Source organism: Oliverpabstia intestinalis, from assembly GCF_009696065.1.
Classification (GTDB): domain Bacteria; phylum Bacillota; class Clostridia; order Lachnospirales; family Lachnospiraceae; genus Oliverpabstia; species Oliverpabstia intestinalis.
This window is the reverse complement of sequence record NZ_VUMS01000009.1, coordinates 1-24,538: the sequence shown is the minus strand read 5'-3', so window position 1 is coordinate 24,538 and position 24,538 is coordinate 1. Positions and strand designations below refer to the sequence as shown.

At 46.4% G+C, this 24,538-nt stretch carries 21 protein-coding genes and 1 riboswitch; of the genes, 2 read left to right on the top strand and 19 right to left on the bottom strand.

The window, feature by feature from the left end:
• Window positions 1-60: 60 nt before the first annotated feature.
• From FYJ57_RS05995 to FYJ57_RS05945, 12 genes are all read right to left on the bottom strand, one after another.
• On the bottom strand, window positions 61-2,592 hold the full coding sequence (locus FYJ57_RS05995; RefSeq protein ID WP_154432028.1) for a beta-mannosidase: 2,532 nt from the start codon (window positions 2,590-2,592) through the stop codon (window positions 61-63).
• 469 nt (window positions 2,593-3,061) lie between these two features.
• A riboswitch (cobalamin riboswitch) is annotated at window positions 3,062-3,256 on the bottom strand.
• A gap of 110 nt (window positions 3,257-3,366) precedes the next feature.
• Window positions 3,367-3,540, bottom strand: a complete 174-nt coding sequence (locus FYJ57_RS05990) for a DUF4250 domain-containing protein (protein WP_022172045.1) — start codon at window positions 3,538-3,540, stop codon at window positions 3,367-3,369.
• Between the two features lie 12 nt (window positions 3,541-3,552).
• Window positions 3,553-6,141 carry an ATP-dependent chaperone ClpB gene (clpB, locus tag FYJ57_RS05985; RefSeq protein WP_154432027.1) on the bottom strand — a complete coding sequence of 863 codons (2,589 nt, stop codon included), beginning with the start codon at window positions 6,139-6,141 and terminating at the stop codon, window positions 3,553-3,555.
• A 276-nt stretch (window positions 6,142-6,417) separates the two neighbouring features.
• Window positions 6,418-7,467: a C39 family peptidase gene (locus FYJ57_RS05980; protein WP_235904452.1), complete on the bottom strand. Its 1,050-nt coding sequence runs from the start codon at window positions 7,465-7,467 to the stop codon at window positions 6,418-6,420.
• A 97-nt stretch (window positions 7,468-7,564) separates the two neighbouring features.
• The gene (locus FYJ57_RS05975) at window positions 7,565-8,131 is read right to left on the bottom strand and encodes a phosphatase PAP2 family protein (protein WP_154432026.1); all 567 of its coding nucleotides are present in this window, start codon (window positions 8,129-8,131) and stop codon (window positions 7,565-7,567) included.
• 124 nt (window positions 8,132-8,255) lie between these two features.
• Window positions 8,256-8,849, bottom strand: coding sequence for a YitT family protein (locus FYJ57_RS15630; RefSeq protein ID WP_268878804.1), 594 nt, complete (start codon window positions 8,847-8,849; stop codon window positions 8,256-8,258).
• On the bottom strand, window positions 8,843-9,142 hold the full coding sequence (locus FYJ57_RS15625; RefSeq protein WP_268878803.1) for a YitT family protein: 300 nt from the start codon (window positions 9,140-9,142) through the stop codon (window positions 8,843-8,845). The genes FYJ57_RS15630 and FYJ57_RS15625 overlap by 7 nt, the downstream gene beginning before the upstream one ends.
• Window positions 9,143-9,283: 141 nt before the next feature.
• Entirely contained in the window at window positions 9,284-10,132 is an 849-nt protein-coding gene (locus FYJ57_RS05965) for a Cof-type HAD-IIB family hydrolase (RefSeq protein ID WP_205839926.1), read from the bottom strand.
• 59 nt (window positions 10,133-10,191) lie between these two features.
• Window positions 10,192-12,036 carry a restriction endonuclease subunit S gene (locus FYJ57_RS05960; RefSeq protein ID WP_154432024.1) on the bottom strand — a complete coding sequence of 615 codons (1,845 nt, stop codon included), beginning with the start codon at window positions 12,034-12,036 and terminating at the stop codon, window positions 10,192-10,194.
• Window positions 12,029-13,519 (bottom strand): N-6 DNA methylase, encoded by a 1,491-nt coding sequence (locus tag FYJ57_RS05955; RefSeq protein ID WP_154432022.1) that lies wholly within the window; start codon window positions 13,517-13,519, stop codon window positions 12,029-12,031. Before FYJ57_RS05955 ends, FYJ57_RS05960 begins: the two co-directional genes overlap by 8 nt.
• The gene (locus FYJ57_RS05950) at window positions 13,489-14,016 is read right to left on the bottom strand and encodes a metallophosphoesterase family protein (protein ID WP_106491810.1); all 528 of its coding nucleotides are present in this window, start codon (window positions 14,014-14,016) and stop codon (window positions 13,489-13,491) included. Before FYJ57_RS05950 ends, FYJ57_RS05955 begins: the two co-directional genes overlap by 31 nt.
• A gap of 12 nt (window positions 14,017-14,028) precedes the next feature.
• On the bottom strand, window positions 14,029-14,667 hold the full coding sequence (locus FYJ57_RS05945) for an endonuclease III domain-containing protein (RefSeq protein WP_106491809.1): 639 nt from the start codon (window positions 14,665-14,667) through the stop codon (window positions 14,029-14,031).
• 347 nt (window positions 14,668-15,014) lie between these two features.
• Between FYJ57_RS05945 and FYJ57_RS05940 the strand changes: the two genes are divergently transcribed.
• The gene (locus tag FYJ57_RS05940; RefSeq protein ID WP_154432020.1) at window positions 15,015-15,812 is read left to right on the top strand and encodes an HAD-IIB family hydrolase; all 798 of its coding nucleotides are present in this window, start codon (window positions 15,015-15,017) and stop codon (window positions 15,810-15,812) included.
• A 149-nt stretch (window positions 15,813-15,961) separates the two neighbouring features.
• Here FYJ57_RS05940 and FYJ57_RS05935 read toward each other — a convergent pair whose 3' ends face one another.
• The 3 genes from FYJ57_RS05935 to FYJ57_RS05925 form a co-directional block, all read right to left on the bottom strand.
• Complete coding sequence (locus tag FYJ57_RS05935; protein WP_154432018.1) at window positions 15,962-17,401, bottom strand: citrate/2-methylcitrate synthase; 1,440 nt, start codon at window positions 17,399-17,401, stop codon at window positions 15,962-15,964.
• Window positions 17,402-17,437: 36 nt separating this feature from the next.
• Window positions 17,438-18,634, bottom strand: a complete 1,197-nt coding sequence (locus FYJ57_RS05930; protein WP_154432017.1) for an NADP-dependent isocitrate dehydrogenase — start codon at window positions 18,632-18,634, stop codon at window positions 17,438-17,440.
• A gap of 103 nt (window positions 18,635-18,737) precedes the next feature.
• Window positions 18,738-19,376, bottom strand: a complete 639-nt coding sequence (locus FYJ57_RS05925; protein WP_118617970.1) for a GntR family transcriptional regulator — start codon at window positions 19,374-19,376, stop codon at window positions 18,738-18,740.
• 488 nt (window positions 19,377-19,864) lie between these two features.
• On the opposite strand from FYJ57_RS05925, the gene FYJ57_RS16520 reads away from it, so the two are divergent.
• Window positions 19,865-20,071: a DUF6783 domain-containing protein gene (locus FYJ57_RS16520; protein ID WP_408636461.1), complete on the top strand. Its 207-nt coding sequence runs from the start codon at window positions 19,865-19,867 to the stop codon at window positions 20,069-20,071.
• A gap of 299 nt (window positions 20,072-20,370) precedes the next feature.
• Here the strand turns inward: FYJ57_RS16520 and FYJ57_RS05920 are convergent, their stop codons facing one another.
• The 4 genes from FYJ57_RS05920 to FYJ57_RS05905 form a co-directional block, all read right to left on the bottom strand.
• On the bottom strand, window positions 20,371-21,453 hold the full coding sequence (locus FYJ57_RS05920; RefSeq protein ID WP_118575415.1) for a M24 family metallopeptidase: 1,083 nt from the start codon (window positions 21,451-21,453) through the stop codon (window positions 20,371-20,373).
• 156 nt (window positions 21,454-21,609) lie between these two features.
• Entirely contained in the window at window positions 21,610-21,768 is a 159-nt protein-coding gene (locus tag FYJ57_RS05915; RefSeq protein ID WP_235904459.1) for a hypothetical protein, read from the bottom strand.
• A gap of 315 nt (window positions 21,769-22,083) precedes the next feature.
• Entirely contained in the window at window positions 22,084-23,706 is a 1,623-nt protein-coding gene (locus FYJ57_RS05910; protein WP_154432015.1) for a glycoside hydrolase family 36 protein, read from the bottom strand.
• 99 nt (window positions 23,707-23,805) lie between these two features.
• The gene (locus tag FYJ57_RS05905) at window positions 23,806-24,249 is read right to left on the bottom strand and encodes a helix-turn-helix transcriptional regulator (RefSeq protein ID WP_205839925.1); all 444 of its coding nucleotides are present in this window, start codon (window positions 24,247-24,249) and stop codon (window positions 23,806-23,808) included.
• Between the last annotated feature and the right edge of the window lie 289 nt (window positions 24,250-24,538).

Here is a 24,538-nt window from a genome sequence, read left to right as displayed (position 1 = left end):
GTACAAAGTACGGAGCAATCCGGTATCAAAGGGGCAAAATGCTTTTTGCCCCAACATCTTTTACCGAATATCGTAAACGCTTCGCAGTTTCAGACCGTCCGCAAGCTGCTCTTTTACCTGGTTCTCCCAGTCTGCAGGGGCTTCCACTTTTCTTGATGCTTTGCCAAGAATCTTTACCCTCTTTTCTCCCGCACTCATATCAAAATAGTTGTCCGACAGGATCAGATCTTCGGACAGATTCAGGATCTCCACGCCTTTCGCGTAGGCTTTCGCGCTGACTACGATCTCGTCTCCCTCGATCCGATATGACAGCTGCGGATCCAGATAATGGAAGTACTTCGGATAAGAGAAGATCACGCTGCCCTCAGAGATGCAGGTATCACCCTCCCATGCCTCATAGCTTACATACTGGCCGAATACATCCACATCCGGGTATTCTTCTTTATCCAGCCATACACTGGAAAGTGCCGGCACCGTTACTTCTCGCTCCTCTGCTTTCACAACAGATGCATCGGCGTTTCGAAGTGCCCATTTTACCAGAACTTTCTTATCTTCCAGGGTCTCGTTGGTCACATTCAGGCGGATAGATTTTTCATATACAAAATGTTCACGGTTCATATTCGCTTCCGCAGTCATCCAGTTCTGTTCTTCACAGGATACCATCACCGGTGCAAAGAACCGTTTTGCATAATAATGCAGGGCTTTCCATCTTCCCTCATAATCTACCGATGCCCAGGAAGCTACCGGCCAGCAGTCATTTAACTGCCAGTAGATCGCACCCATACATCTGCCCCTGTTTCTTCGGAAATGTTCCACCCCGTACTTGATAGCTTCTGCCTGCAACATCTGGGAAGCATATAATAACGTGGTAAATTCGGTTGGATAGCGGAATGTCTGCTGTAGATAATTCAGGATTTTTCCGTTTGCGCCTGCATTTCTCTGATGTTTTTCCATAACATAAGAGAAAATGTTCCAGTCTGCCGGATCATCGGTAAAAGTTTTGATTGTCTCAAAAGACGGGAAGGACTGGAATCCAAATTCACTTGCATAGCGGAAATAGTAATTCCGGTAATCCGAGAACGGCTTGTTTCCATGCCATACATCCCAGTAATGCACATCTCCACGGTTCGGATCTGACGGATCATCGAAGCATCCGCCGGAAGACGGACTTGCAGGCCAGTAGAAGGTTTCCGGATCGTATTTTTTTAGAATCTCCGGAATCACGCGCTCGTACATGAAGAGATAATCGCGCACCTCGCTCGGTTTGGTTACCCACTCGCCCTGTTTTACAAACATTTCCATCTCATTGTTACCACACCACAGTCCCAGGGATGCGTGATGACGTAATCTTTTTACATTATCAATAAATTCTTCCCGGATATTCGCCTCAAAGTCCGGTGTCAAATCATAGACTGCACATGCAAACATAAAGTCCTGCCATACCATCAGTCCCAGTTCATCACACAGATCATAGAACCAGTCTTCCGGATAGTAACCGCCGCCCCATACGCGGACTGCGTTAAAGTTGGCTGCCTTACACTGTTCCAACAGTTTTCTTGTAGTTTCCGGTGTCACACGCCCCAGGAGATGATCTTCCGGGATATAGTCTGCACCCATGGCAAAGATATCCTTTCCGTTCACCTGATGAGCAAAACTCTCGCCCCACTCATCCGGATGAATATCCATCGTCATCGTGCGAAGACCAATCTTTCTTGTCCATCTGTCCACCGGCTGTCCGTCTTTTGCCAGCGTTACGTTCACTTCATATAATGGCTGTTCGCCCACACCGTTTGGCCACCAGAGCTTCGGCTGTTCGATCACCAGATCCTCCGGGGTATCTTTTGCAATGATCTTTGTACCATCCGGTGCTGTCACAGTTACTTCATAGGTATAGCCATCTGCCTCTTTTCCCACCGGGATCTCTTTTCTGAGATCCTCTTTCGGGTTTCTGCTCACATCAAAATGCAGGGTTACTTTTCCCTCTTCGTGTTCCTGACGGATATACACGCTGTCTATTCTGCCTTCGGTCATCGTCAGCAGATATACCGGACGAAAGATTCCCGCATCCGGCAGATGAGCACCCCAGTCCCATCCGAACATGCAGTGTGCTTTGCGGATATGCACAAAGCCATCCATCGCATCTTCACTTCCGTGTGTCGGCTGTTTTTCGTAAGCTTCTTTAATATACTCCAGCGGAGAATGGAAATACACACGCAGGATATTTTCTCCTGCTTTCACCTTTCCTGTTACATCAAACTCCCAGGTTCTGTGCATGTTATATGTATTACCGATTTTTTCTTCATTCAGATAGATATCACAGATCGTATCCAAACCTTCAAAGCGAAGCCACTGTCTCTCGCCTTCCTGTGCTTCGGTTCCCTCAAACACGGTCTCATACTCATAATCTTTTTCCATCAGATCCAGTGCTCTGTATTCATTGTCCTTCCAGAACGGATCTTCCATCTGTCCGTTTCTTAACAGATCTGTATACACAGTTCCCGGAACCTGCGCCGGATACCACTGTGCATCGCCTGCAGTATGCATCTTCCATACCGTTGCAAACTGCTGTTTTTTCGTTGTAAAACCCTCCATTTTATTGCCTCCATTTTTGTTTTCCGTAGCTGTTTTTACAGTTACTTTACTATCTCAGTGTACCATGAAGTTCCGGTGCTTTCAATTGCAAAAGTTATTTTTCTATGCAGCCATATGTTGCAGATTTTTCACATGAAAAGCACAAAAAAAGAAGCCTTTTCAGGCTTCCATTTTCAAGGCTAACCGGATGAAACCATCCTGCTTCTGCACAAGATCCAAGAGGAATCTATATCACTTGGTTGCGGAGGTAAATGATACAGTAGATCTACAGAAACAGGATTCTGTTCATCCTGTCGTTTAATCGTGCATAAATTCAAATAGTCAAGGTCTCGAAACACTACGCTCCTGTTTCGATCATTCCATAAGTTCGTGTTTTTGTAAATATATAAAAAAGATGTCTTTTCCCCGACAGAAAGCTGACATCTCATTTTTACTACAAACAGGATGTAAAACTTTACTCGGAAGTTTTAACCTTACGACATACAAGCAGGTTTCCTGACTTACAGATCAACAGTCGGCCCTCCTTCTCATACCTTGCGGTACAATGGATCCTACCGGGCTTTCCTCCCTGATTACAGTGACCGGATCGCTCAGGACTCACACCTGATTCCCTCTCTCACCGACGAACTATGTTCGCAGGTGCACTTGATATGTTACTATGGAATTTATACAAGAAGTATATTAGCACTATGTTAACTTTCTGTCAATACTTTGTTTAAATGGCTTATCAAAAAAAGAAGCACTCCTACTTTTTTTGCAGGAATGCTTCCCTTATCACACAAACTGATTTCGATCCACCTCATACACATACTCAATGGACTTCATCTTCTCCACCAGTTCTTCTTTTCCAATACCCTTATCCTCACAAAGAGCATCCAGACTGGAATAATAATCTCTCAGCTGCGTATTTACATAACTGAGCAACATCACCGGATCGTTCGGTATCATCTCAAAACTCCTTTATACAGACTGTACAGAAGCTGTCAACTCACCATCCGTCACATCCAGAACGATTGTATCATCCTGACCGACTTTTCCACCAAGAATCATCTTTGCAGCCAGTGTTTCCACATATTTCTGCAGATAACGTTTCAATGGACGTGCGCCATATACCGGATCATACCCACCTTCGATGATGTGGTTCTTTGCCGCAGCTGTCAGACGGATATGAATCTCCTGATCTGCCAGACGGTTGTTCAGCTCTGCCATTAACAGGTCTACGATACCACCAATATTGTCTTTGGTCAATGGTTTGAACATAATGATCTCATCCAGACGGTTCAGAAACTCCGGTCGGAAATGCCCACGCAGGTCGTTCTGTACCATCTCTGCTGCTTCCGGTTTGATACTTCCATCTTCCCCAATGCCATCCAGCAGATAGGAAGAACCGATGTTGGAAGTCATGATCAGAATCGTATTCTTGAAGTCAACGGTACGTCCCTGAGAATCCGTGATCCGGCCATCATCCAGTACCTGTAACAGTACGTTAAATACATCCGGATGTGCTTTCTCAATCTCATCAAACAGTACTACCGAGTACGGTTTTCTTCTGACAGCTTCCGTCAGCTGACCTCCTTCTTCATAACCTACATATCCCGGAGGTGCTCCGATCAGACGGGATACAGAATATTTCTCCATATACTCGCTCATGTCGATTCGCACCATATTATTCTCATCATCAAACAACGTCTGTGCCAGAGTTTTTGCAAGTTCTGTCTTACCGACACCGGTAGGTCCAAGAAACAGGAATGATCCGATCGGTTTTGTAGGATCTTTGATACCGGCTTTAGAACGGATGATCGCATCGGTCACTTTCGTTACCGCTTCATCCTGTCCGATCACACGTTTATGAAGGACATCTTCAAGACCTAGAATCTTCGTTTTTTCTCCCTCGGTCAGTTTCGCCACCGGGATACCGGTCCAACGGGAAATAATTCTCGCAATTTCTTCATCGGTAACACTCTCATGTACCAGAGAAAGATCCTCGTTTTTCACTTTCTCTTCTTCAATCTCCAACTGTTTTTGGAGTTTCGGCAGTTCGCCGTACTGCAGTTCCGCTGCTTTATTCAGATCATACTGCTGCTGTGCCACCTGGATCTGACGATTCAGATCTTCAATCTGTTCACGCAATGTGGAAAGTTTCTCTACAGAATGTTTCTCATTCTCCCACTGTGCTTTCTGTACGGAAAATGCATCTTTATATTCTGCCAGTTCTTTTTGCAGATCTGCCAGACGTTCCTGACTTAGCTTGTCGGTCTCTTTTTTCAGTGCTGCTTCCTCAATCTCCATCTGCATGATCTTACGTTGCTGCTCATCCAGTTCTGCCGGAAGAGAATCCAGTTCGGTCTTGATCAGTGCACAGGCTTCATCTACCAGATCGATAGCCTTATCCGGCAGGAATCGGTCGGAGATATAACGGTTGGAAAGTGTAGCTGCTGCAACGAGGGCACCATCGGTAATCTTTACTCCATGGTATACCTCATACCGCTCTTTCAGTCCACGAAGGATGGATATGGTATCTTCTACAGAAGGTTCATCTACCATTACCGGTTGGAAACGACGTTCCAATGCGGCATCTTTTTCAATGTACTGGCGATACTCATCCAGTGTGGTAGCACCGATACAGTGCAGTTCTCCACGGGCAAGCATCGGTTTTAACATGTTGCCGGCATCCATCGCACCGTCGGTTTTTCCTGCTCCGACGATCAGATGCAGTTCATCGATAAACAGAATGATTTTACCTTCGCTCTTTCTGACTTCTTCCAGAACGGCTTTCAGACGTTCCTCGAATTCACCACGGTATTTTGCACCGGCTACCAGTGCACCCATATCCAGAGCAAAAATCGTTTTATCTTTCAGACCTTCCGGTACATCGCCACGGACGATTCGCTGTGCCAGTCCTTCTACGGCTGCCGTTTTACCTACACCTGGCTCACCGATCAGTACCGGATTGTTTTTTGTCTTTCTGGAAAGAATACGAATCACATTTCGAATCTCGCTGTCACGGCCGATGACCGGATCCAGCTTCTGATTTCTCGCACGCTCTACCAAATCCTGACCGTATTTTTCCAGTGTATCGTAAGTTGCTTCCGGATTATCCGAAGTAACTCTCTGGTTTCCTCTTACAGTGCTCAGCGCCTGTAAAAAGCGTTCTCTTGTGATTCCATATTCCTGGAACAGTTTTTTGATACTCGGGCTCGGATAACGGAGCATTGCCAGAAACAGATGTTCTACGGAAACGTATTCATCTCCCATGGCTTTGGCTTCGTCTTCGCCGCTTACCAGTACCTTGTTCAGATACTGTCCGATATATTGCTGTCCGCCGGATACTTTGACTCTGGCGTTCAGTGCATTTTCCACGTTGTCCAGAAAATGTTCTTTGTTAATTTCCATCTTTTCAATCATCTTTAAGATCAGACTATCTTCCTGATGAAGCAGATTGTACAGTAAATGTTCCTGCTCGATCTCCTGGTTACCGAAGTCATATGCGGTCTTTTCCAGATTTTGAACAGCCTGCAATGATTTTTGCGTAAATTTGCTGATATTCATAAGCGTCCCTCCTTTTGGAACACATTGTTTTCTTTGTTCTAGTTGCAATATAACACATATTTTAGCACTCGTCAAGAGGGAGTGCTAATAATTTTTATTTTTTTTCCAGACAGAAGCGAAAGAGGCGGTAGCGATTTGCGTAGTCAATCAGCGAATTGCGAATATTGAGAGGATTGCGGGAACAGCTAAGCTGCGGAGCAATCCGTAGTATCAAATGAGTGGCAGAAGACCTTTTGACACTCATATCTTTATATACAAAAAAGGGATACCGTATGTTCAGGTACGGTATCCCCAGCTTTGACGGATCTGTGGTAATATTTCGGTCATGGACCAGTGTTTTTGGGTGTTGGCGGGGCTGTTTGGGTCGTTAACGGTAATTGCACCGTTTTCATCGATACCGGTCAGAACGATAAAGTGACCCGTGTAGGTAAAATCACCCGGATACATGGAACAGATCAGGGGGATGCCGGACCGCAGGGCGGCAAGGATGTTTTCTTGTGTGACCGGGATGTTTTCTGCTGTGAGGCCCAGGTTGTTGGCACCTTCGGTCATCAGCGACCAGGAGGTTCCTTCACCCGGTACGTAATAACCCTCCTTTTCTGAAAACTGAGCTACGGTCAGGGGATTCCATGTTTCGGAGCCGGTCAGACCACAGGTGATCATGGACAGGCAGGTTGGACCGCAGCCGGTGACAGCAAGGAAATCGCTGCCGTAGGTTTCATACCCCCAGCGTTCATCCCACTGCAAAAAATACGGTATCTCACTGTTTTCTCTGGCAGTTTCCACTTCGGATGAAATATCTATAGTCTGATAGTGTCTTCGCTTCGGATAATTTTTTACAAAATCTGTAGCCTCCGGATATTTTTCTTCCATGTTAAGAAGGCTCTCCGGAATCTGCTCGTGCTGCCGGATCCAGGTTTTCCCTGCCAGCACAACGATGCAGAATGTGACCAGCAAACCGACGGTCCAGACTATTTTTTTCCGTGTCATATGAAATTTATGACCGCTTTGATTATGTATTTTTTGCTGTTTCCGATGGTTTGCCTGTGATGCCGCTGTCGCTGCAACGGATATTTCCTGTTTTACCCTGTAATTGTTTACTTCCCGCAACTCACGTTTTCTTCTGGCTTTCCGCGCTCTTTCTCTTCTTATTCTGTGTCTCTTTGTCAAAAAGCCGATCAGTTTCATCACAAAATACATCAATAATGCAATGCCAAAAATAATCAATGCCCCTTCTTCCGTCAGTCCTACTGTACTGTCCAGCCAGATGAGCACTCCGACCACTGCCATCAGATACAGTAACAATTTCAATATTTTCTTTCCCATTCCCCTCTAAACCTCTTTCTGCCCGGATGGCGTTCTTTTCTCTCTTATTATAAAGAACACCACACGGGCAGACAATTACGTTTCTTTTAAGATTTTCTTATTTCTTCGTCCTCTTCTTTCCGATCCACAGAACCAGACAGGAAGAAAAGATTCCGACAAACATGCCTCCCAGCACATCGGTTGGATAATGCACACCCACATACAGGCGTGAAAATGCGATCAGTGATGCCAGGATCACTGCAGGTACACCGTATTTTTTCGGTAGAATCCGGTACAACACCAGCGCACAGGCAAACGATGCACAGGTATGTCCCGACGGGAATGAATAATCCGTCGGTTTGCCGATCAGCGGCACCAGTCCCTCTACCACTTCATAGGGGCGGGGACGTGCTACCAGATTTTTCAGACACACATTGGTGATCAGTGCACCGGCTCCCATCGACAACAGACCATACCAGCCGGCTCTTCCGATTACTGCCCGGAAACAGTTTTCATTTTTTATTGAACATTTTTCTCCGGAGATTTTGGCAAGTACAACCATCAGGATACATAATACGATCCAGAACCATCCACCGTTTCCCAGGGATGTGATTCCTTTCCAGAACCAGTTCATGCCCTCCCAGCGGAAGTGATCCTGTATCCACAAAAGAATGTTTCCATCCATATTTTTTTCACTTTCTGTTTATAATAATGATATGATGTTGGGGGCAAAAGGTATTTTGACCCCTTTGATACCGGATTGTTCCGTACTTCATACTATCACAATCCTCAATGATATTTTTGTCGTTTCAGACTTTGTCCGTATTTGCTCCATACACATCCGCAATTTCTGCAATCGAGATATAAGCGGAGCGATCATTTTCATGAACCAGTTCTTTCATCTTCCCAACCTGAAAACGGTTTACCACGATGTACTCCACTGTCTTCGGGGAATCCGAATAATATCCCTTCGCCTCGGTGATCGTCATCCCACACTCAAAGGCTTCGGAGAGTGCCGCGCAGACCTCATCCGGATGCACCGTGACGATTGTAGCCGCTTTGGATCGATCCAGACCTTCCACAATAAAGTCCACTGTCTTCAGCGCTGCCCCGTAGGTTACGATCGAGTACAGTGGAAGGATCCAGCGGTGAATCACAAATCCACAGATAATATACAGTACCAGATTATATGCCATCACAAACGTACCCACCGTGATTCCCAGCCGTTTTGCAAAGATGACGGCGAGAACTTCGATGCCGTCCATCGCTCCTCCAAACCGAATCGCCATACCACTTCCGATACCGGAGATCAGCCCGCCAAAAATAGCGCAGAGAAGCAGATCCGATCCGGCAAGTGGCGATACGATACTTACATCCACCGGCAGTACATCTGTGATCAGCATGCCCCGAAAGAATAGACCACCACCGTGTAAATCGCATAGATGGTAAATACCACACCCTGTTTTCTGAGTCCGTATAAAAACAGAGGAATATTCAATACCATCAAAAAGAAGGACAGTGACAGCCATTCCGGTGTCAGCTGTGACAGCAGGATCGATGTTCCGGAGATTCCGCTGTCATACAGATCCACCGGGGCAATAAACATCGTGACTCCGAAGGCATTCACTATACCTGCAATGGTGAGGAAGAGAAAGTTCTTACATTTCAGCTTTCCAAGTTGTTGTTTCAAAGTCATGCATAAACTCCTTTCATTTTCCGTATGTGCTGTTTCTTCTCATTTTCCTTCGCTTCTCATTTTCCTTCGCTTTTCCTTTTTCTTCCCGTTGCCATACCTGATACCGCAGCCAATCTGTTTTCTGCCATTCAGGCAAATCTGTCATCCATTTTTTAACACAAACTGTTCAACAGCATAAGCAACACCGTCTTCCTCATTCGACTTTGTGATAAACGCTGCCTTTTTCTTCGTCTCTTCATCTGCATTCTCCATCACGACCGGAAGTCCGGCCATCTCAAGCATGTTCCAGTCGTTTGGCGCATCGCCGCATGCCATGATTTCTTCCCTTTTGATACCGAGGATCTTTCCCAGTGCCACCAGCGCGTTCCCTTTTCCAGCCCTGCCGGAAATAATTTCAATATTAAACGGTGTCGCATGGCAGATACTCAGATTCGGAAACATCTGTTGCAGTTCCTTCTCTCTGCAGTTCCGTTCTCTTGTATCGGCAAAGATCAGATGCAACTTTTCCATCCCGATCTTTTCCTCCCGGATCTTCTCTGTCAGATACTTCCGGCGTGTCCGGGTACTTCGGATGTACCGCTCCATCGCAGGACTCATCGATTCATGTTTCACAAAATGATACGTTTCTTCCTCAACATAAATATTACCGGCAAAATATGTTTCCCAGTTGCATGATTCTCCTGCCCACTGTTTCATCACTTCGATCACCTGCAATGCGGCCTCCCAGGGAATCAGTTCTTCATATACCGTCTCCCCGGAAGGAATACGGATAATGCGGGCTCCGTTGGAAGTCAGTGCGTATTCCACACCGGGAATCTCCAAAAATGCACCCGGAAGTCCGATTTCCGGTCTTCCGGTGGCCGGAAGCACGATGCAGCCCTGACGGATCGCCTCTTTCAGCACACTTCTGGTATGCGTGGTAATCTCTTTATTGTTATTAAATACCGTTCCGTCCAGATCCAGTCCGACCATGCGAATCTTCGGTTTCATATGTTCTGCCTCCTTTTCTCGGTTGCAACCGTTCTGTACCCCGACTGCCTGTTGCATAGTTACTTCCCATTCTCTCCACGCACCAGCCATCCGCATGCACCCAGTCCGGAATACTCCATTAGTATCTCCCAGCCACACACTGCCATCTGCCGGATCTGTGCTGAATCCCAAAGTTCATCCGTAGCGATCCCGTCTTCTCCCTGGAAGGCCAGATGGGCGTCCTGCGGATTATCGTTTTCGCTTTCCTGTAAAAGTTCCTGTAAAAAGTACATCGGTGTAGCGTATCGTTTGCTCAATTCCTCATTTCGATAGGTCAGGAAATCCTTCTCGAGCAGGTATTCCCGCTGTCCCTTTTTATCAGTAAAAGAAACCGCTGCCGGCTGAAAATAGGGCTGCGCGATCCGGAAAATCTCCTGCCGTTTCTTACAGTATGCACCGGTTCGTTCATCTCTCGGTGCCCAGCAGCAGAGCACACCAAGAATCAGATGTGCCGTCTGCTTCTGTTCTTCGGACAGTTCCACCGGCCTTCTTTGCATCCTCTTCCCTGTTTTTCCCGAAACCACTTTCGACTTTTCTTCCTGTAACCCGGCTTCTGTCTGCTCCGCTTCACCGGCTGCACCTTCCGAAGTTTTCGCATCTGCCATAGTTTCCAGATCTTTCCCTGTGGATTCTTCTGTCTCCGCTTTCGTAACAATTTCCACATCTTCAATGCTTATTGCATCTGTCTTAGCCTCTTCCTCACGTTCTTTCCTCAGCAACAGCCATCCCATACCGGAAAATGCTGCCTCTGCCAGTGCAATTTCCCGGTCCAGATTTCTCTCGATCTCACGGATTTTCTTCAGACATCTGCTGTAATCTTCCTGTTTTTTCATGGACAACTGCGGCAGAATCAGCTTTTCCACCTCGGCGGCACGAATCGGACGTTTTCGGTTATCGCCCTCTTTTCTGGCTCCGTAGAGAACTTCACTCATACAGGACTGACTCAGATAAGCATATAAGGCTTCCGGCAGAATCTGCCCCTGATCCGGCACAATGCGCAGCACACTACGATCCAGATACAGTGGATCTTCCACCCGATCTACCAGAATCAGCTTTCCATTTCGAAGAAGGATATCTCCCGGGCAGACACGGTATTTCTCTTCGATCGCCCAGTCTGCACCAGCATTTACCTCCGCTTTTTCTCCTGCATGGAGTCCTGTCAGATAAGTCTTCCGAAAATTCTCCAGACGCACACAGGGGAATTCTCCGTTTGGCTCTTCATTTTTCGGAATACCGGTTCCTACCGGTTCTTTCAGATAGTTGCGAAGTCTCGCCTTTTCTCCGTATCGCAGCTGAGAGGAAAAGATTCTCTGAAATAATACCTGTTCATACTGTTCCATCCGGCTTCGCATCTCTTCTTTTTTCAGCTTGATCTCTTCAAAACGCCGCAGCTTATCCACAATCTTCTGCTGTTTTTCCAGACTGTCCGGCACATAGATTCTGTACTGTCCCAGGGTTTTTCTGCTGATCAGCGCCATCGTGGTCTGATTGGACAGTTTGCGGATCTCTTCCGCATGATACCGGAGTGCATAATATCCGTACAGTGGCAGCACTCGGGTCTCATCAAAGATCAGGGACACGATCTGCTGATTCGTGGCAAGTTCCCGGCCGGCGATTCCTACTTTTCCGACTGTACCGACGATGGAAAATAACACACTGTTTTCCGGTACCAGATTAACCTTTTCTTTTCCTTGTTCGGACAGGTATTCCGCTGTCTCCCGGATATAACCCTGATCCAGATTTTCAATCTTGACCCATGGTGTTCCGGTCTCTGCATAGTATTCCTTCTGCTCCCGCTCCGGCGTTCTTCCGGAGATCAGCCGGGCGAGAGATTCCAGTTTGTACATATTTTTCTTCTTACTCATAGTCCCCCGCCATCTCCATCAGTTCCTGTACTTTCTTCATCGTATCGGTTTCCAGATCTGCCAGTTCTTTCAAAAGCTGTGCCGGAGATTCGGTCACAACCGTCTCCTGCTCTTTCCATGGTTTGTATCTTCCCGCAGACAGATTATTGTCATTTTTGGCGATCGTATCCAGACTTGCAAACCAGCAGGATTTTTCTTCCCAATGTGCCGGAACCGGATTTTCCCACTGGTTGTGCGCAGCAGCTTCCTTCAACTGATGTTTCCACTGATCTGCCAGTTCTTTCCGGTTCTCCCATGATGTCAGCATTGCCGGAATGTCATCCACCCCCGTACTTTCCTGGCGACGATCCAGGCTGTATCCGAGATTCTGGATCTCATAGAACCATACCGGCTGCTCTTTGTCAATCTCTTCTTCTCTTGTAAAGATCAGCACCGAAGCCTTACTTCCTGTATAGGGTAAAAATGCTCCCGCCGGAAGGGAAATGACTCCCTGGATCTGGTAGTCATTTAACAGATACTGGCGGACTTTCTGCTCTGCATCGTACATAAACAGGGTTCCCTCGTTGACTACCGCGATCACCATGCCCTGCTTTTTCACATGATTCATCAGCATCTGCATGTACTGCAGCTGTGCTTTTCTGGTACTGATCCAGTACCGGTCCTGATCTTCGATCGGCAGTTCCCCTACCGGTGGATTGGTCACGATCAGATCGTATTCCTCGTAGGTCGGCACTTCCCCTTCCGGTGTGCGCTCCCCGGTTTTATCGATGCGGTCGACTTCCAGCGGATCTTCCCGACGGATTCCCTCCATACCGCCACCATGATAAAACTGCAGCATCCGGGCAATCTGCCACTGACTTTTCTCTTCTTCACATCCGTATAACTGCCACTGTGGATACTGTCTGTGGGCTACTGCAAGAAAACCGCCGGTTCTTGTCGCCGGATTCCAGACTTTTTCGATATTACGACCATCTGCCAGCCGGATCAGTGCTTCCGTAAGGTTCTCCGGCATCAGAAACAATCCTGTAGTTCCCCAGGCATACATCTGACGGAGCATCTCTTCAAGCAGCGCGCCGAACAGATGTGGCATCCCTTCTTCCCAGTCACAGTGGTCAGCTGTCCAGTCAATGAGTTTACATAATTCTTTCATCCACAGACTGTTTTCTTCCAGTCTTGCAGTTTCCATAAAATGTCCCTGCTCCACCATGGAAGAACAGTACTGTACCTGGTACTGCAGCTGCCAGCTGCGCTGACCATCCTCCACTTCTTCCTCTCCCGGTATCCATTCCATTGGGAATCCGGCAAACGGAAAGCTCTCCTGCAGGCTGACCCTCTTCTGTGATTCGATAAACAGGCGGACATACATCAGATATCCCACCTGCTCCACCAGACGCAGCGGCTTTTTTTCCTGCTCCGCTTTCAGTGTTTTTAAAAGTTCCTGTATTTTTTCTCTTACTTCTGTTTTGGTTGTGTTTTTTTCCATACTATACTCCTGTTTTCCACATACCGGTTGGAAATCGTGATTTTTTCCACCGTCCACTCCTGGTTTTCCACTCCGTCTTCTATCGTAAGCACTGCCAATGTCAAAGGTGCGCCGAACCGCGGTCTGCCGCAGCTTCCCGGATTCAGCCAGAGTCTTCCGTCGATTTCTTCCACGGTAAACTTATGACTGTGCCCGAAGACAACCACCTGTACACCGTCCAGGTCCCAGGAAACATCTTTTCTGTCATGCACCATGAAAAAGGAAACACCAGCCTGACAAAACCGTTGTGTTTTCGCGATGCGCTCCGCCCATCCCCGGTCGTTATTTCCACGTACCAGATAAAAAGGGGCATTTGGTTTCAGATGCATCCAGAGCTGATCCAGTGTCTGACTGTTATCCACATCTCCGGCATGCAGGACCACATCGCAGGAAGCGGTCAGCTCCAGAACCGGTGGATGTAATTTTCCATGAGTGTCTGATATGATCCCGATTTTCATCGTTTCATCCTCCTACTCCACACCCACCTTTTTACAGATATCGTTCAGGCAGCAGCGATCACAGTACGGTTTGGTTCTTGCCGTGCAGATTTCTCTTCCATGCATCACCAGACGGTGACAGAAATCGCTTCCCTCTTCCGGTGGAACCAGCTCCCACAGTGCCATCTCCACTTTTTTCGGATCTTTGATCCCGTCTACCAGTCCCATCCTGTTGGTCAGCCGGATGCAGTGGGTATCGGTCACGATCGCCGGTTTTCCAAAGACATCTCCCATGATGAGATTGGCACTTTTCCTTCCCACACCCGGCAGTTTTAATAATGTTTTGAAATCGTCCGGTACTTTTCCCCCGTATTCATCCCGCAGCATCTTCATGCAGGCACTGATATCCCGTGCCTTGCTCTTTCCCAGACCGCAGGGACGCACGATTGTCTCGATATCTTCCACATCTGCCGCTGCCAGTGCTTCCACACTGGGGTATTTTTCAAACAGTCCCTCCACGACCACATTCACCCTGGCATCGGTACACTGCGCTGCCAGCCGCACGCTCACCAGCAGTTTCCACGCCTGGTCATAATCCAGGGTGCACGCCGCATCGGGATATTCTTTCTTCAACCGCTCTATAATCTCCAGGGTTCTCTGTTTTTTTGTCATTTTCTCCCTCCTGAAAATTTATCTTTTTGTAACTGCTTCATAGCTTCACTCTTTTCCACTCACCATACAGTTACACCTGTTTTAATCATTTTTCTGCGGATTTCTTTTTTTCCGCTGAATAGTTCTATTTTAACATACTTTGCCCCCTCTGAAATCCCCAGATTCTATTTTTTCTCATCAACTTTCTTTTTAACTGTCAAAATGCGTTTTCCTCTACCATTCTTCTCATTGCTTTTGTTCATCTTATCTCTTTACATTTTGGATTCTCAGGCAGTATAATAAACTGCGCTTGTAATAAAAATCGGATTACCAAACAGTTACAGAAAACATTTATACGGAGAATCAACATGAGTACAAATAAGAAAGCATTATTTTTTGATATCGACGGAACCATCTTAAGTGAAGTCACCGGTGAGATCCCCGAATCTGCCTCTGCTGCCCTGCAAAAAGCCCATGATCTCGGACATCTTTTATTTATCAACACCGGACGGACCATCTGCTGTCTGCCGCCGATGATCTGTCGGCTGCCGTTCAGTGGTTATCTGTGTGGCTGCGGAAGCTATATTGTATACAACGATGAGGTGCTCACCTCCACGCAGATCCCGAAGGATCGTCAGGCAGAGATCATCCGGCAGGTAAAAGCGGCAAATGCAGGACTGCTTCTCGAGGGAAAAGAGGACTGCTACCGTTCTTCCCATATTACCCGGTTTGCAAAGCTGGAGGGAACCTGCCGTTATCTCGCCACACTGGGACTGACCAGAGAACACTATATCGAAAGCGGACTTTGCGACTTTGACAAATTCGTCATCTACACCGATGAGCAGACCGATACCGACACCCTGTTCCCTGCACTGGCAAAAGATATGGATCTGATCGACCGGCTGGGCGGTATCTATGAAGTTGTGCCGAAAGGATATTCCAAAGGAACTGCCATTGATTTTATCCTGAAACACTTCGGACTGGGACTGGATGATGCTTATGTCTTCGGTGACAGCAGTAATGACCTTGCCATGTTTACTTATGGTAAACACACCGTGGCTCTTGGACATCACGACCCTGTGCTCGATCCGTATACGGAGTATGTCACAGATACTGTGGAAAATGACGGACTGATGAAAGCAATGGCTCATTACGGACTGATCTGATTCACCACCCTTCTGGCTCGTTGCCCTCCCCGTTCACTATTGCGGCAGTCGTCAAGGTCTTGTGCAAGCCCGGACTTTGCCTCATTACCCGCGTATATACCAAAATCCGCCCGACAGATTTTCTCTGTCAGACGGATTTTTGCTTTTATTTATGCATTTTTAATGCTCTTAATCTTATATTTTCTCTGGTATTCCTCGGTGAACGGGTTCTGTTCCTCGCGGTCTTCCACTTCCAGATACGGTCTGTGGTGTCCCACATAACGGTATGCCGGACGGATGATCTTACCGGCATTGACCAGTTCCTCCAGACGGTGTGCGGACCATCCTGCCATACGAGAGATCGCAAAGATCGGGGTGAACAGCTCTCTCGGGATGCCAAGCATCGTGTAAACGAATCCACTGTAAAAATCGACATTTGCACATACCGGTTTGAATAGTTTTCTCTTGTGCATGATCAGTTCACCTGCAATCTCTTCCACTTTCTCATACAGGGCAAATTCTCTGTTCTTTCCTTTTTCTTCTGCCAGGAATTTTGCATAACGTTTCAGGATCACTTCACGCGGGTCGCTCAGTGTATATACCGCATGTCCCATACCATAGATCAGGCCTGCATGGTCAAAGACCTTCTTATCCAGAATATCATTCAGATAATCTCTCAGAGATTCTTCATTTTCCCAGTCGGGGCAGTTTTCCATGATATTTTCAAACATGTCCTGAACTTTCAGATTGGCACCACCGTGTTTTGGTCCTTTCAGGGAACCGATAGATGCCGCTACAGCAGAATAGGTATCCGTTCCGGAAGATGTTACCACATGATTGGTAAATGTGGAGTTGTTACCACCACCATGCTCTGCGTGAAGAACCAGTGCAATGTCCAGAACTTTTGCTTCCAGTTCGGTAAACTGACCGTCTTCACGAAGCATATACAGGATATTCTCGGAAAAGCTGTACTCTTTCTTCGGGTTTTTGATCAACAGGTTTTCATCCTGACGGAAATGCCGGTAGGAATGATAAGAATATACAGCGATCAGCGGCATTTTTGCGATCAGCTGCATGGACTGGCGCAGGGCATTTTCCACGCTGGTCTTATCCGGATTATCATCGTAGGTGTACAGAGTCAGCACACATCGCTGCATGGCATTCATGATATTTTCGTTGGATGCTTTCATGACAACATCACGGATAAAACGGTTGTTCAGATTCATCATATCCGACAGCAGATCATTAAACATCGCTGACTGTCTTGCGTTCGGGATACGTCCGAACAGCAGTGTATAGATGACTTCCTCGAAGCCTTTTTTTCTTTTCTCCAGGCTCGCCACCATATCCGCTACGTTATATCCCTGGAAAAATAACTGTCCGTCTGCCGGGATCTTTCTTCCGTCTTCATACGTATAACCGACAACGTCCGAGATCTCTGTCAGACCGGTCAGTACACCTTTTCCGCTGGAGTCACGCAAACCTCTTTTTACATCATATTCCTGATACAGGTTCTGATCGATCCGGCCGGATGCCAGACAGTACTGTAACAGTTCGCTAAACTCCCGTTTATGTTCTTCTTCTATATTCAGAAATTCTTCTGCTCCCATGGGTCTTCCTCCTGTTTTTCTCTATTATTTCTGCTCTTACAGATTCTCAGCGATTGCTTTGATAAATCCTTCACTGTTTAATACTGTTGGATCTTCCATGGTTGTGATCAGAGCCAGGTCTTTTGTCATCTTTCCTTCTTCGATGGTGCGGATGGTCGCTTCTTCCAGACGATCTGCAAAATCCATCAGTTCTTTGTTGTCATCCAGTTCTCCACGTTTTCTCAGAGCACCGCTCCATGCAAAGATCGTTGCCACAGAGTTGGTGGATGTTTCTTCCCCTTTCAGGTGTTTGTAGTAGTGACGCTGTACGGTTCCGTGTGCAGCTTCGTATTCGTAATAACCGTCCGGAGATACCAGTACTGAGGTCATCATTGCCAGAGAACCGAAAGCAGAGGATACCATATCACTCATCACATCGCCGTCATAGTTTTTACATGCCCAGATGTAACCGCCCTCTGATTTCATCACACGGGCTACGGCATCATCGATCAGTGTATAGAAATAAGTGATTCCTGCCTCTTCGAATTTTTCTTTGTAATCCGCATCAAAGATTTCCTGGAAAATGTCTTTGAAGGTATGGTCGTATTTTTTGGAAATAGTATCTTTGGTTGCAAACCACAGATCCTGTTTCGTATCCAGTGCGTAGTTAAAGCAGCTTCTTGCAAAGCTTTCAATGGAGTTGTCCAGGTTGTGCATACCCTGTGCAACACCAGGTCCTTTGAAATCAAAGACCAGTTCTTTTGTCTGAGTTCCGTCTTCTGCGGTGTAAACCAGTTCTACTTTTCCAGGTCCCGGAACTTTCATCTCGGTGTTTTTATACACATCGCCGTATGCATGTCTTGCGATGGTGATTGGTTTTTTCCAGTTTTTTACGCACGGCTCGATACCTTTCACAACGATCGGAGCACGAAAAACGGTTCCGTCAAGGATCGCACGGATGGTTCCGTTCGGACTTTTCCACATTTCTTTCAGATCATACTCAGCCATACGTGCGGCGTTTGGAGTAATGGTTGCACATTTGACTGCAACACCGTATTTCTTGGTTGCCATGGCTGCATCGATGGTTACCTGATCATCGGTTTCGTTTCTGTGTTCCAGACCCAGATCGTAGTATTCGGTTTTCAGGTCGATGTAAGGAAGCAGAAGATCATCTTTGATCATCTTCCAAAGAATTCTTGTCATCTCGTCTCCGTCCATCTCTACCAGTGGTGTTGTCATCTGAATTTTACTCATTGCTTATCTCCTCCTGTTTATTCTCTTATTTTATTCTGCTTTTTTTCTTTCGAACCGTTTGAGGTTTCTGGTTTTTCTCTTTTACAGATTTTATTGGTATCTTTCAGTGCAGATCCAGGTTTTCGATTACATGCTGAATATGTTCGTTTGCCAGCTGCTCCGCCAGATCTCCATCTCTTTGTCTGATTGCTTCCAGGATCCTTTTATGTTCTTTCACGGATTCCTGCGCACGGTGTTCTGTTTTTACGGAATGGGAGCGCGCCATTTTCACATAATGAAGGAAATCGGTCAGCACGTGTTCGAGCATCCGGCTTCCCGATGCCCGGTACATGATCTCATGAAATCTTCCATCCAGCCGGACCATCTGCTTGCTCTCCGGCTTCTTTACATGAAATTCAGATAGAAGGATTACTTCTTCTAATTCTGCCAGTTCTTCTTCTTTGATTTGTTCTGCCGCTTTTCTCGCCGCCAGACCTTCCAGTCTTGCCCGCATATGATAGATGTCTTCCACATCTTTCCGGGAGATGCCGATTACTTTGGCACCACGGTTGGGTGCGATCTCCACCAGACCTTCCAGATCCAGCTGCCGCAGGGCTTCCCGCACCGGTGTCCGGCTGACTCCCAGTTGTTTCCCCAGGGTTGCTTCTTTCAGTTCTTCACCGGGAGTGTAGTTTCCGGATAAGATGTCGTCCCGGATCCGGTTGAAGATCTGGCTCCCCAGGGATTGTTCCTGATATTCCATAGTTGCCTCCAGATTGATTCTGTGCTTTTGTTCTTTATTTTTGTATTGCATGCTTGTATTTTTGTATCTTTGTATGATTGTATACAATTATACAGGATATGTCAACAGGGAATTGAAAGAAATAATTGTTGGAGGGATTTTTCAGGGCGAATTTTTCAAGGCGGACGCATCAGGCAGGGATTTGCTCTGCTGGCAGCGTGGGCAGGGGAACTTTGAGCTAGCCGCTAACTCCGGCTATGATTCACGAGGGTCAGCTGACCCTCGCGAAAGCCTGCGTAAGCGTCGGATCTCAAAGCTTCCCCTAAGCGCCCACAAAGTGCTGCCTGCAAAGCAAATCCCTGCCTGATGCTGTTCGTTGGCTGAAATTATGAAAGCTGAAACTCCATAAAATATATAGCAGAATTTAGATCATGTATTATAGTTGCGAATATGATTTGAATATTATTATAATTGAATGAATGAAAAATTTAATATGATATTCTTATTTTATTGGTAGAGCTTGTCTAAAAAAGGCTTTTCGTAAGCTGCGAGTCACAGTTTGTGGGAGATTTTATCCGAATGAGGGCGTCGTAGCGGGCTACGGCAACCGAACGAGAGTAAAATATACCGCAAAGTGGGGCTTGCAGATTGCGGAAATGATTTTTCAGACACGCTCTGGCAGCGTCTCTGTTCTATCTTATATAGATAATTGGTAACTATTCAGTAGCCTCTGTCCCGCGAGGTGTTTTGACATGAATATGTAAAAATTCCGAGACATACAAGCCAAAATGCCATCACCGAAGGTGATTTTTTATGCATTTTGGCTCGTAACGGTGAAGGTACTGAACAGTTACGATAATTGTACAAATAAAAAGAAATAGCATCACACATGCCAAAGTGATTGCTATTTCTTTTTAATATAATATCGCAGAGGGCAAGTCGGCTTTTCACCGGATTCCCTTCCTATGTAGATGATTTTCCAGACTGTCTTTCAGGGAGCGCATTTTTTTACTTGCTATGCTTCAACCTCAATCAGATCTTTCGTAAAGTGGTTCAGGACTTCGCAACCGTCTTCGGTGATCAGGACCAGGTCTTCGATTCTTACGCCAATGCCACCCGGGACATAGATGCCCGGTTCTACGGAGAAGCACATGCCTGGTTTCAGGACTTCTTCGTTGGTGAAGGAGACATCGCCAAACTCGTGGACTTCCAATCCGATGTTGTGTCCGGTACGATGGGTGAAGTATTGGCCATAGCCCTGTTCTTCGATGTAGTCTCTGGCTGCACGGTCTACGTCGCAGAATCTTGCACCCGGTTTTGCAGCTTCGATTCCGCGGCGGTTGGCTTCTTTGACGATCGCATAGATTTTCTTTGCCTCTTCGCTGGCTTTTCCGATAAATACAGTTCTTGTCATATCAGCACAGTATCCGTTGACCAGGCATCCCACATCCAGGACTACCGCATCGCCATAACTTCCTTTGGAATCGTCTGTTTCATGATGCGGATCTGCTGCATGGGCGCCGTACGCGATGATCGGTTCGAAGGAATGTCCCTGGGCACCGTTTTTCAGATAGATTTTCAGGAGTTCTTCTCCCAGCTCCGCTTCTGTCATTCCTTTGCTTACAAGCGGGATCAGTTCTTCAATACTGGTATCGTTACAGCGGGATGCCACACGCATCTTTTGCTGCTCTTCTTCTGTTTTGATCTGGCGGATATGATCTATAATCGTGGATGCATTACTATACGCATCTCCCACCTGAAGTTCCATCAGGCGAAGCAGAAACCGCGCCGGCCAGGTTTTGTCGATACCGATGGTTCCGCCTTTTCTCATATGAGAAGCCAAAACTTCCACACAGTCATCGGTATCATCAAAGTATACGACTTTGATTCCCAGTTTTTCTTCATCCTGCGGAAACAGCTTTCCGATCACCAGTACCGGCTCTTTTTCCACATCCAGTCGCAGAACCATCATACGTTCTCCACATGCATAATACTGTCCGGTCAGATAATACACAGCCATCGGATCTGTCACAAGAAACTGTTCCAGATTCATCTTGCGCATGTCTTCGATTACTTTTTCTATTCTCGTCATGTCCATTTTCATTCGTCCTTTCTTTTTGCACCCGGTTTTTCTTTTAAGTTTTCCCGGTGCACCCGTGTTTCTCACGGTCTCTGCCCTGCATTATACACCTGTTTATTTCCATATACCATACTATTTTGTCAGTTCCGTTATTCTCCGTAAACTTTGCAACTTCTAATATTTCATCCAGGCTTTCTCCCTCGCTTCATATTCCAGCCTTTTCTTCTCATCCGCACTCATATGTTTTAACATCTCATACGCTTCGTCTATATAAAAGTCTTCTTTCGCCATCTTCTCAAACTCCTTTCTGCTTTTCGCTCCAAGGAAACGCATCCAGCAGATAATTCCGGATTCATTCTGTTCTTTTTCCGGCAACTTTTTCAGTTTATCATAACTTTTCCCTGTCTTACCTTTGCATTCTGCATCAGTTCTTTAAAGCAGAAGTCTACCGTCGGAAGCATAACGAAATCTTCTCTGTTTTGCGTTCCCTGTGTCATTGTATTTTTCTGTCTGTAAAATGCCTGCGGCTACTATATCTTTTTTGTTATTATAGTAATTTTTTCTTTTTATACAAGATTATATTTTTACGACAAGCAAAAAGAGAAAAGCCACTGAATAACTTTTCTCCTTTTACAATCATCCTGTTTTTTATGACAGCGGAATATACGCATGATACAGTTGGTCATTTCCTTTTGCTACCGGTCCGGCTTCTTCGTACCAGTTGTATTCTACTTCTTCCTCTTCGTCTCCCCACACTTCCGGGCAGTCGGTTTCTTCCCAGTCTAACGGGATTTTGTGATGATCCTGCTGGGATGCTTTTAACATAATCTGGTGCAGTTCTTCGTTTTCTTCTGCTGTCAGCACCCCTGGTTTTGCTGAGACAAACAGAGAGGTTCCGGACTCTGCAACAACATCCGCCCACTGACGGTTCAGGCTCCACGGGATGGAACCCGTAATACCTACGCAGTCCGCATCCACATCAAAAAATGTTCCATGCTGTGGCAGACAGAATGCCAGAGTGTTGACTCCCATTTTCTTTGTTCTCTCCCAGGTGATACCGCTGGTATCGTCTCCGGTTCGTTGCAGTTGCATCAGACCTGCCCCCAGATGGCCGATGGTATTACAGCCCATGATCAGAGTATGGTGCTTTTTCGCAGCCTCATAAATTGCCTGGTACAGTCCGGTTACAATCTCCGCACTGGTCTTTGAAGTATCGTAAAATTGCCATCCATCCTCTGTCGGGAACGGGTTCATCTCCACGCCCCACCTTCCGAAGATATCAAAAGTGGTAAAATCATGCTTGATCAGTGTATAACCCCAGTTACAGATCCTTTCCACATCTTCCTGAATATAGGAAAGGACTCCCGGATGGGAAGGATCCAGACAATCGTTATGGGATAATCTCCACTCCTGAGGAATCGTCTCTTCTTCATTCAATAAGAATCGAACCCAGATGCCAGGGCGTACGCCTTTTTCTTCCAGTTTTTTTGCCAGTGCACCCATATCAGGGAATTTTATATTTCCTTTTTTCCATGGTCCACCATTATACTCATCCAGTCGATGATGCTCCTGCCAGCAGTCATCGATCACCATGTACGGTGGATTGTCCACGCCTTTGGTCAGTTCCACGATATAGTCGGTATCCTGCAGGATCTCTTCTTCTGAACTGTCTCCATAAGCATAATACCAGTTATTACTTCCATAAACCGGATAGTCCGGGAAGATCGGATCGGTACACATGACTTTGCAAAACTCTCTGGCACTTTCGAAAGTCCCCATTCCTTCAGTTTGCATCGCTACGATCTGAGCAGCCCGAAGTTTTCTACCGGAAAGCTGCACACCGGTACCGCCACAGCGCACATCCATCACCAGTGTAATTCCACGGGTATCTGCCTGCCAGAAACACATGGCGGAAGGTCTTACCTTTACCCCATATCCTGTCACAGTTTCTCCGACCGCTGCCAGAAAATACCACGGCATAAAACGACTGCCGCTGACACCTTTCCAGTCCACATCCCCGTATGTTCTCTCCCAGGAACCGCCAAGGATCCGCGATTTCTTATTGACCGGGGTGTTCCAGCGGAGTTTGATCGTTTTTACTTTTGTCTGATCTGCGGTCAGCCAGACTTCTTCTGTCTCCGGCGTGGTTTCATATCCTACCATAACATCGCCTTTTTCTGTTCTCTTTGCATCCTTCTCTCCGATCCAGACACTATCATCTGTCTCTACCGTAATAAAAGAAGGAATTCCTAATCTATATTGTCTTTGCATGATTCTGCTTCTCCTTTTTGTCTTCTGTAAGTTTCCGTTATGGCCTGTCTGTTTTCCTGTGTTATTACGTAATTGCTCCACACCATCACAGATACACTCTTACATTTTTTTCGAAGTATACTTCCCTTTTTCGCTTACAAGCTGAAGTTCTTCTCCCATCTCCCGGTAGGCTTTGGGGCTCGTTCCAAAATGCTGCTTGAAAATCTTGGAAAATGCCAGCTGGTCCTGATACCCCACTGCGGCAGCGACAGCATTGATCTGCATATCGGTATTCCGCAGCATCTCTCTTGCTTTTTCCATCCGGAGGTTTACCAGATATTCCTGTGGTGAACACCCGATTGCCTTTTTAAAACTGCTGGTAAGGTAGCTTCGGTTGACTCCGATATAATCTGCCAGTTCATTAATTTTGATTTTTTCCCGGTAGTGGTAGGCAATATATTCCATCGCATGCTTTACATAAACACTTCCCGGATAGGAATGCTGATTGGCTATGGCCGGAACAATCTTTTTATAGTCTTCCATCAGTGTTGCAAAAAACAGCATCAGATAACCATTTCTTTTCAGTTCATCCGTATAAGAAAGCTGATGTGCCTCCAGTATTCCGTCAATATAACTAAGTCATAACCACCACTTCAAGTGGTGGTTTGTTTTTGACCCTATAAGGGTCCTATGCCTGCACGCCTAAAAGGCGGATGCCTCAAGCAATCATACCGGCTTGCCTCTGAAAGAGGCTTACCGTCGTGTATCTTCTCTTTTAGATTCTTCTTTTTGCTGCTGTATATATTCTTTTACAGCTTCTTCTGTAATATTGCCTACTGTCGCTACATAATAT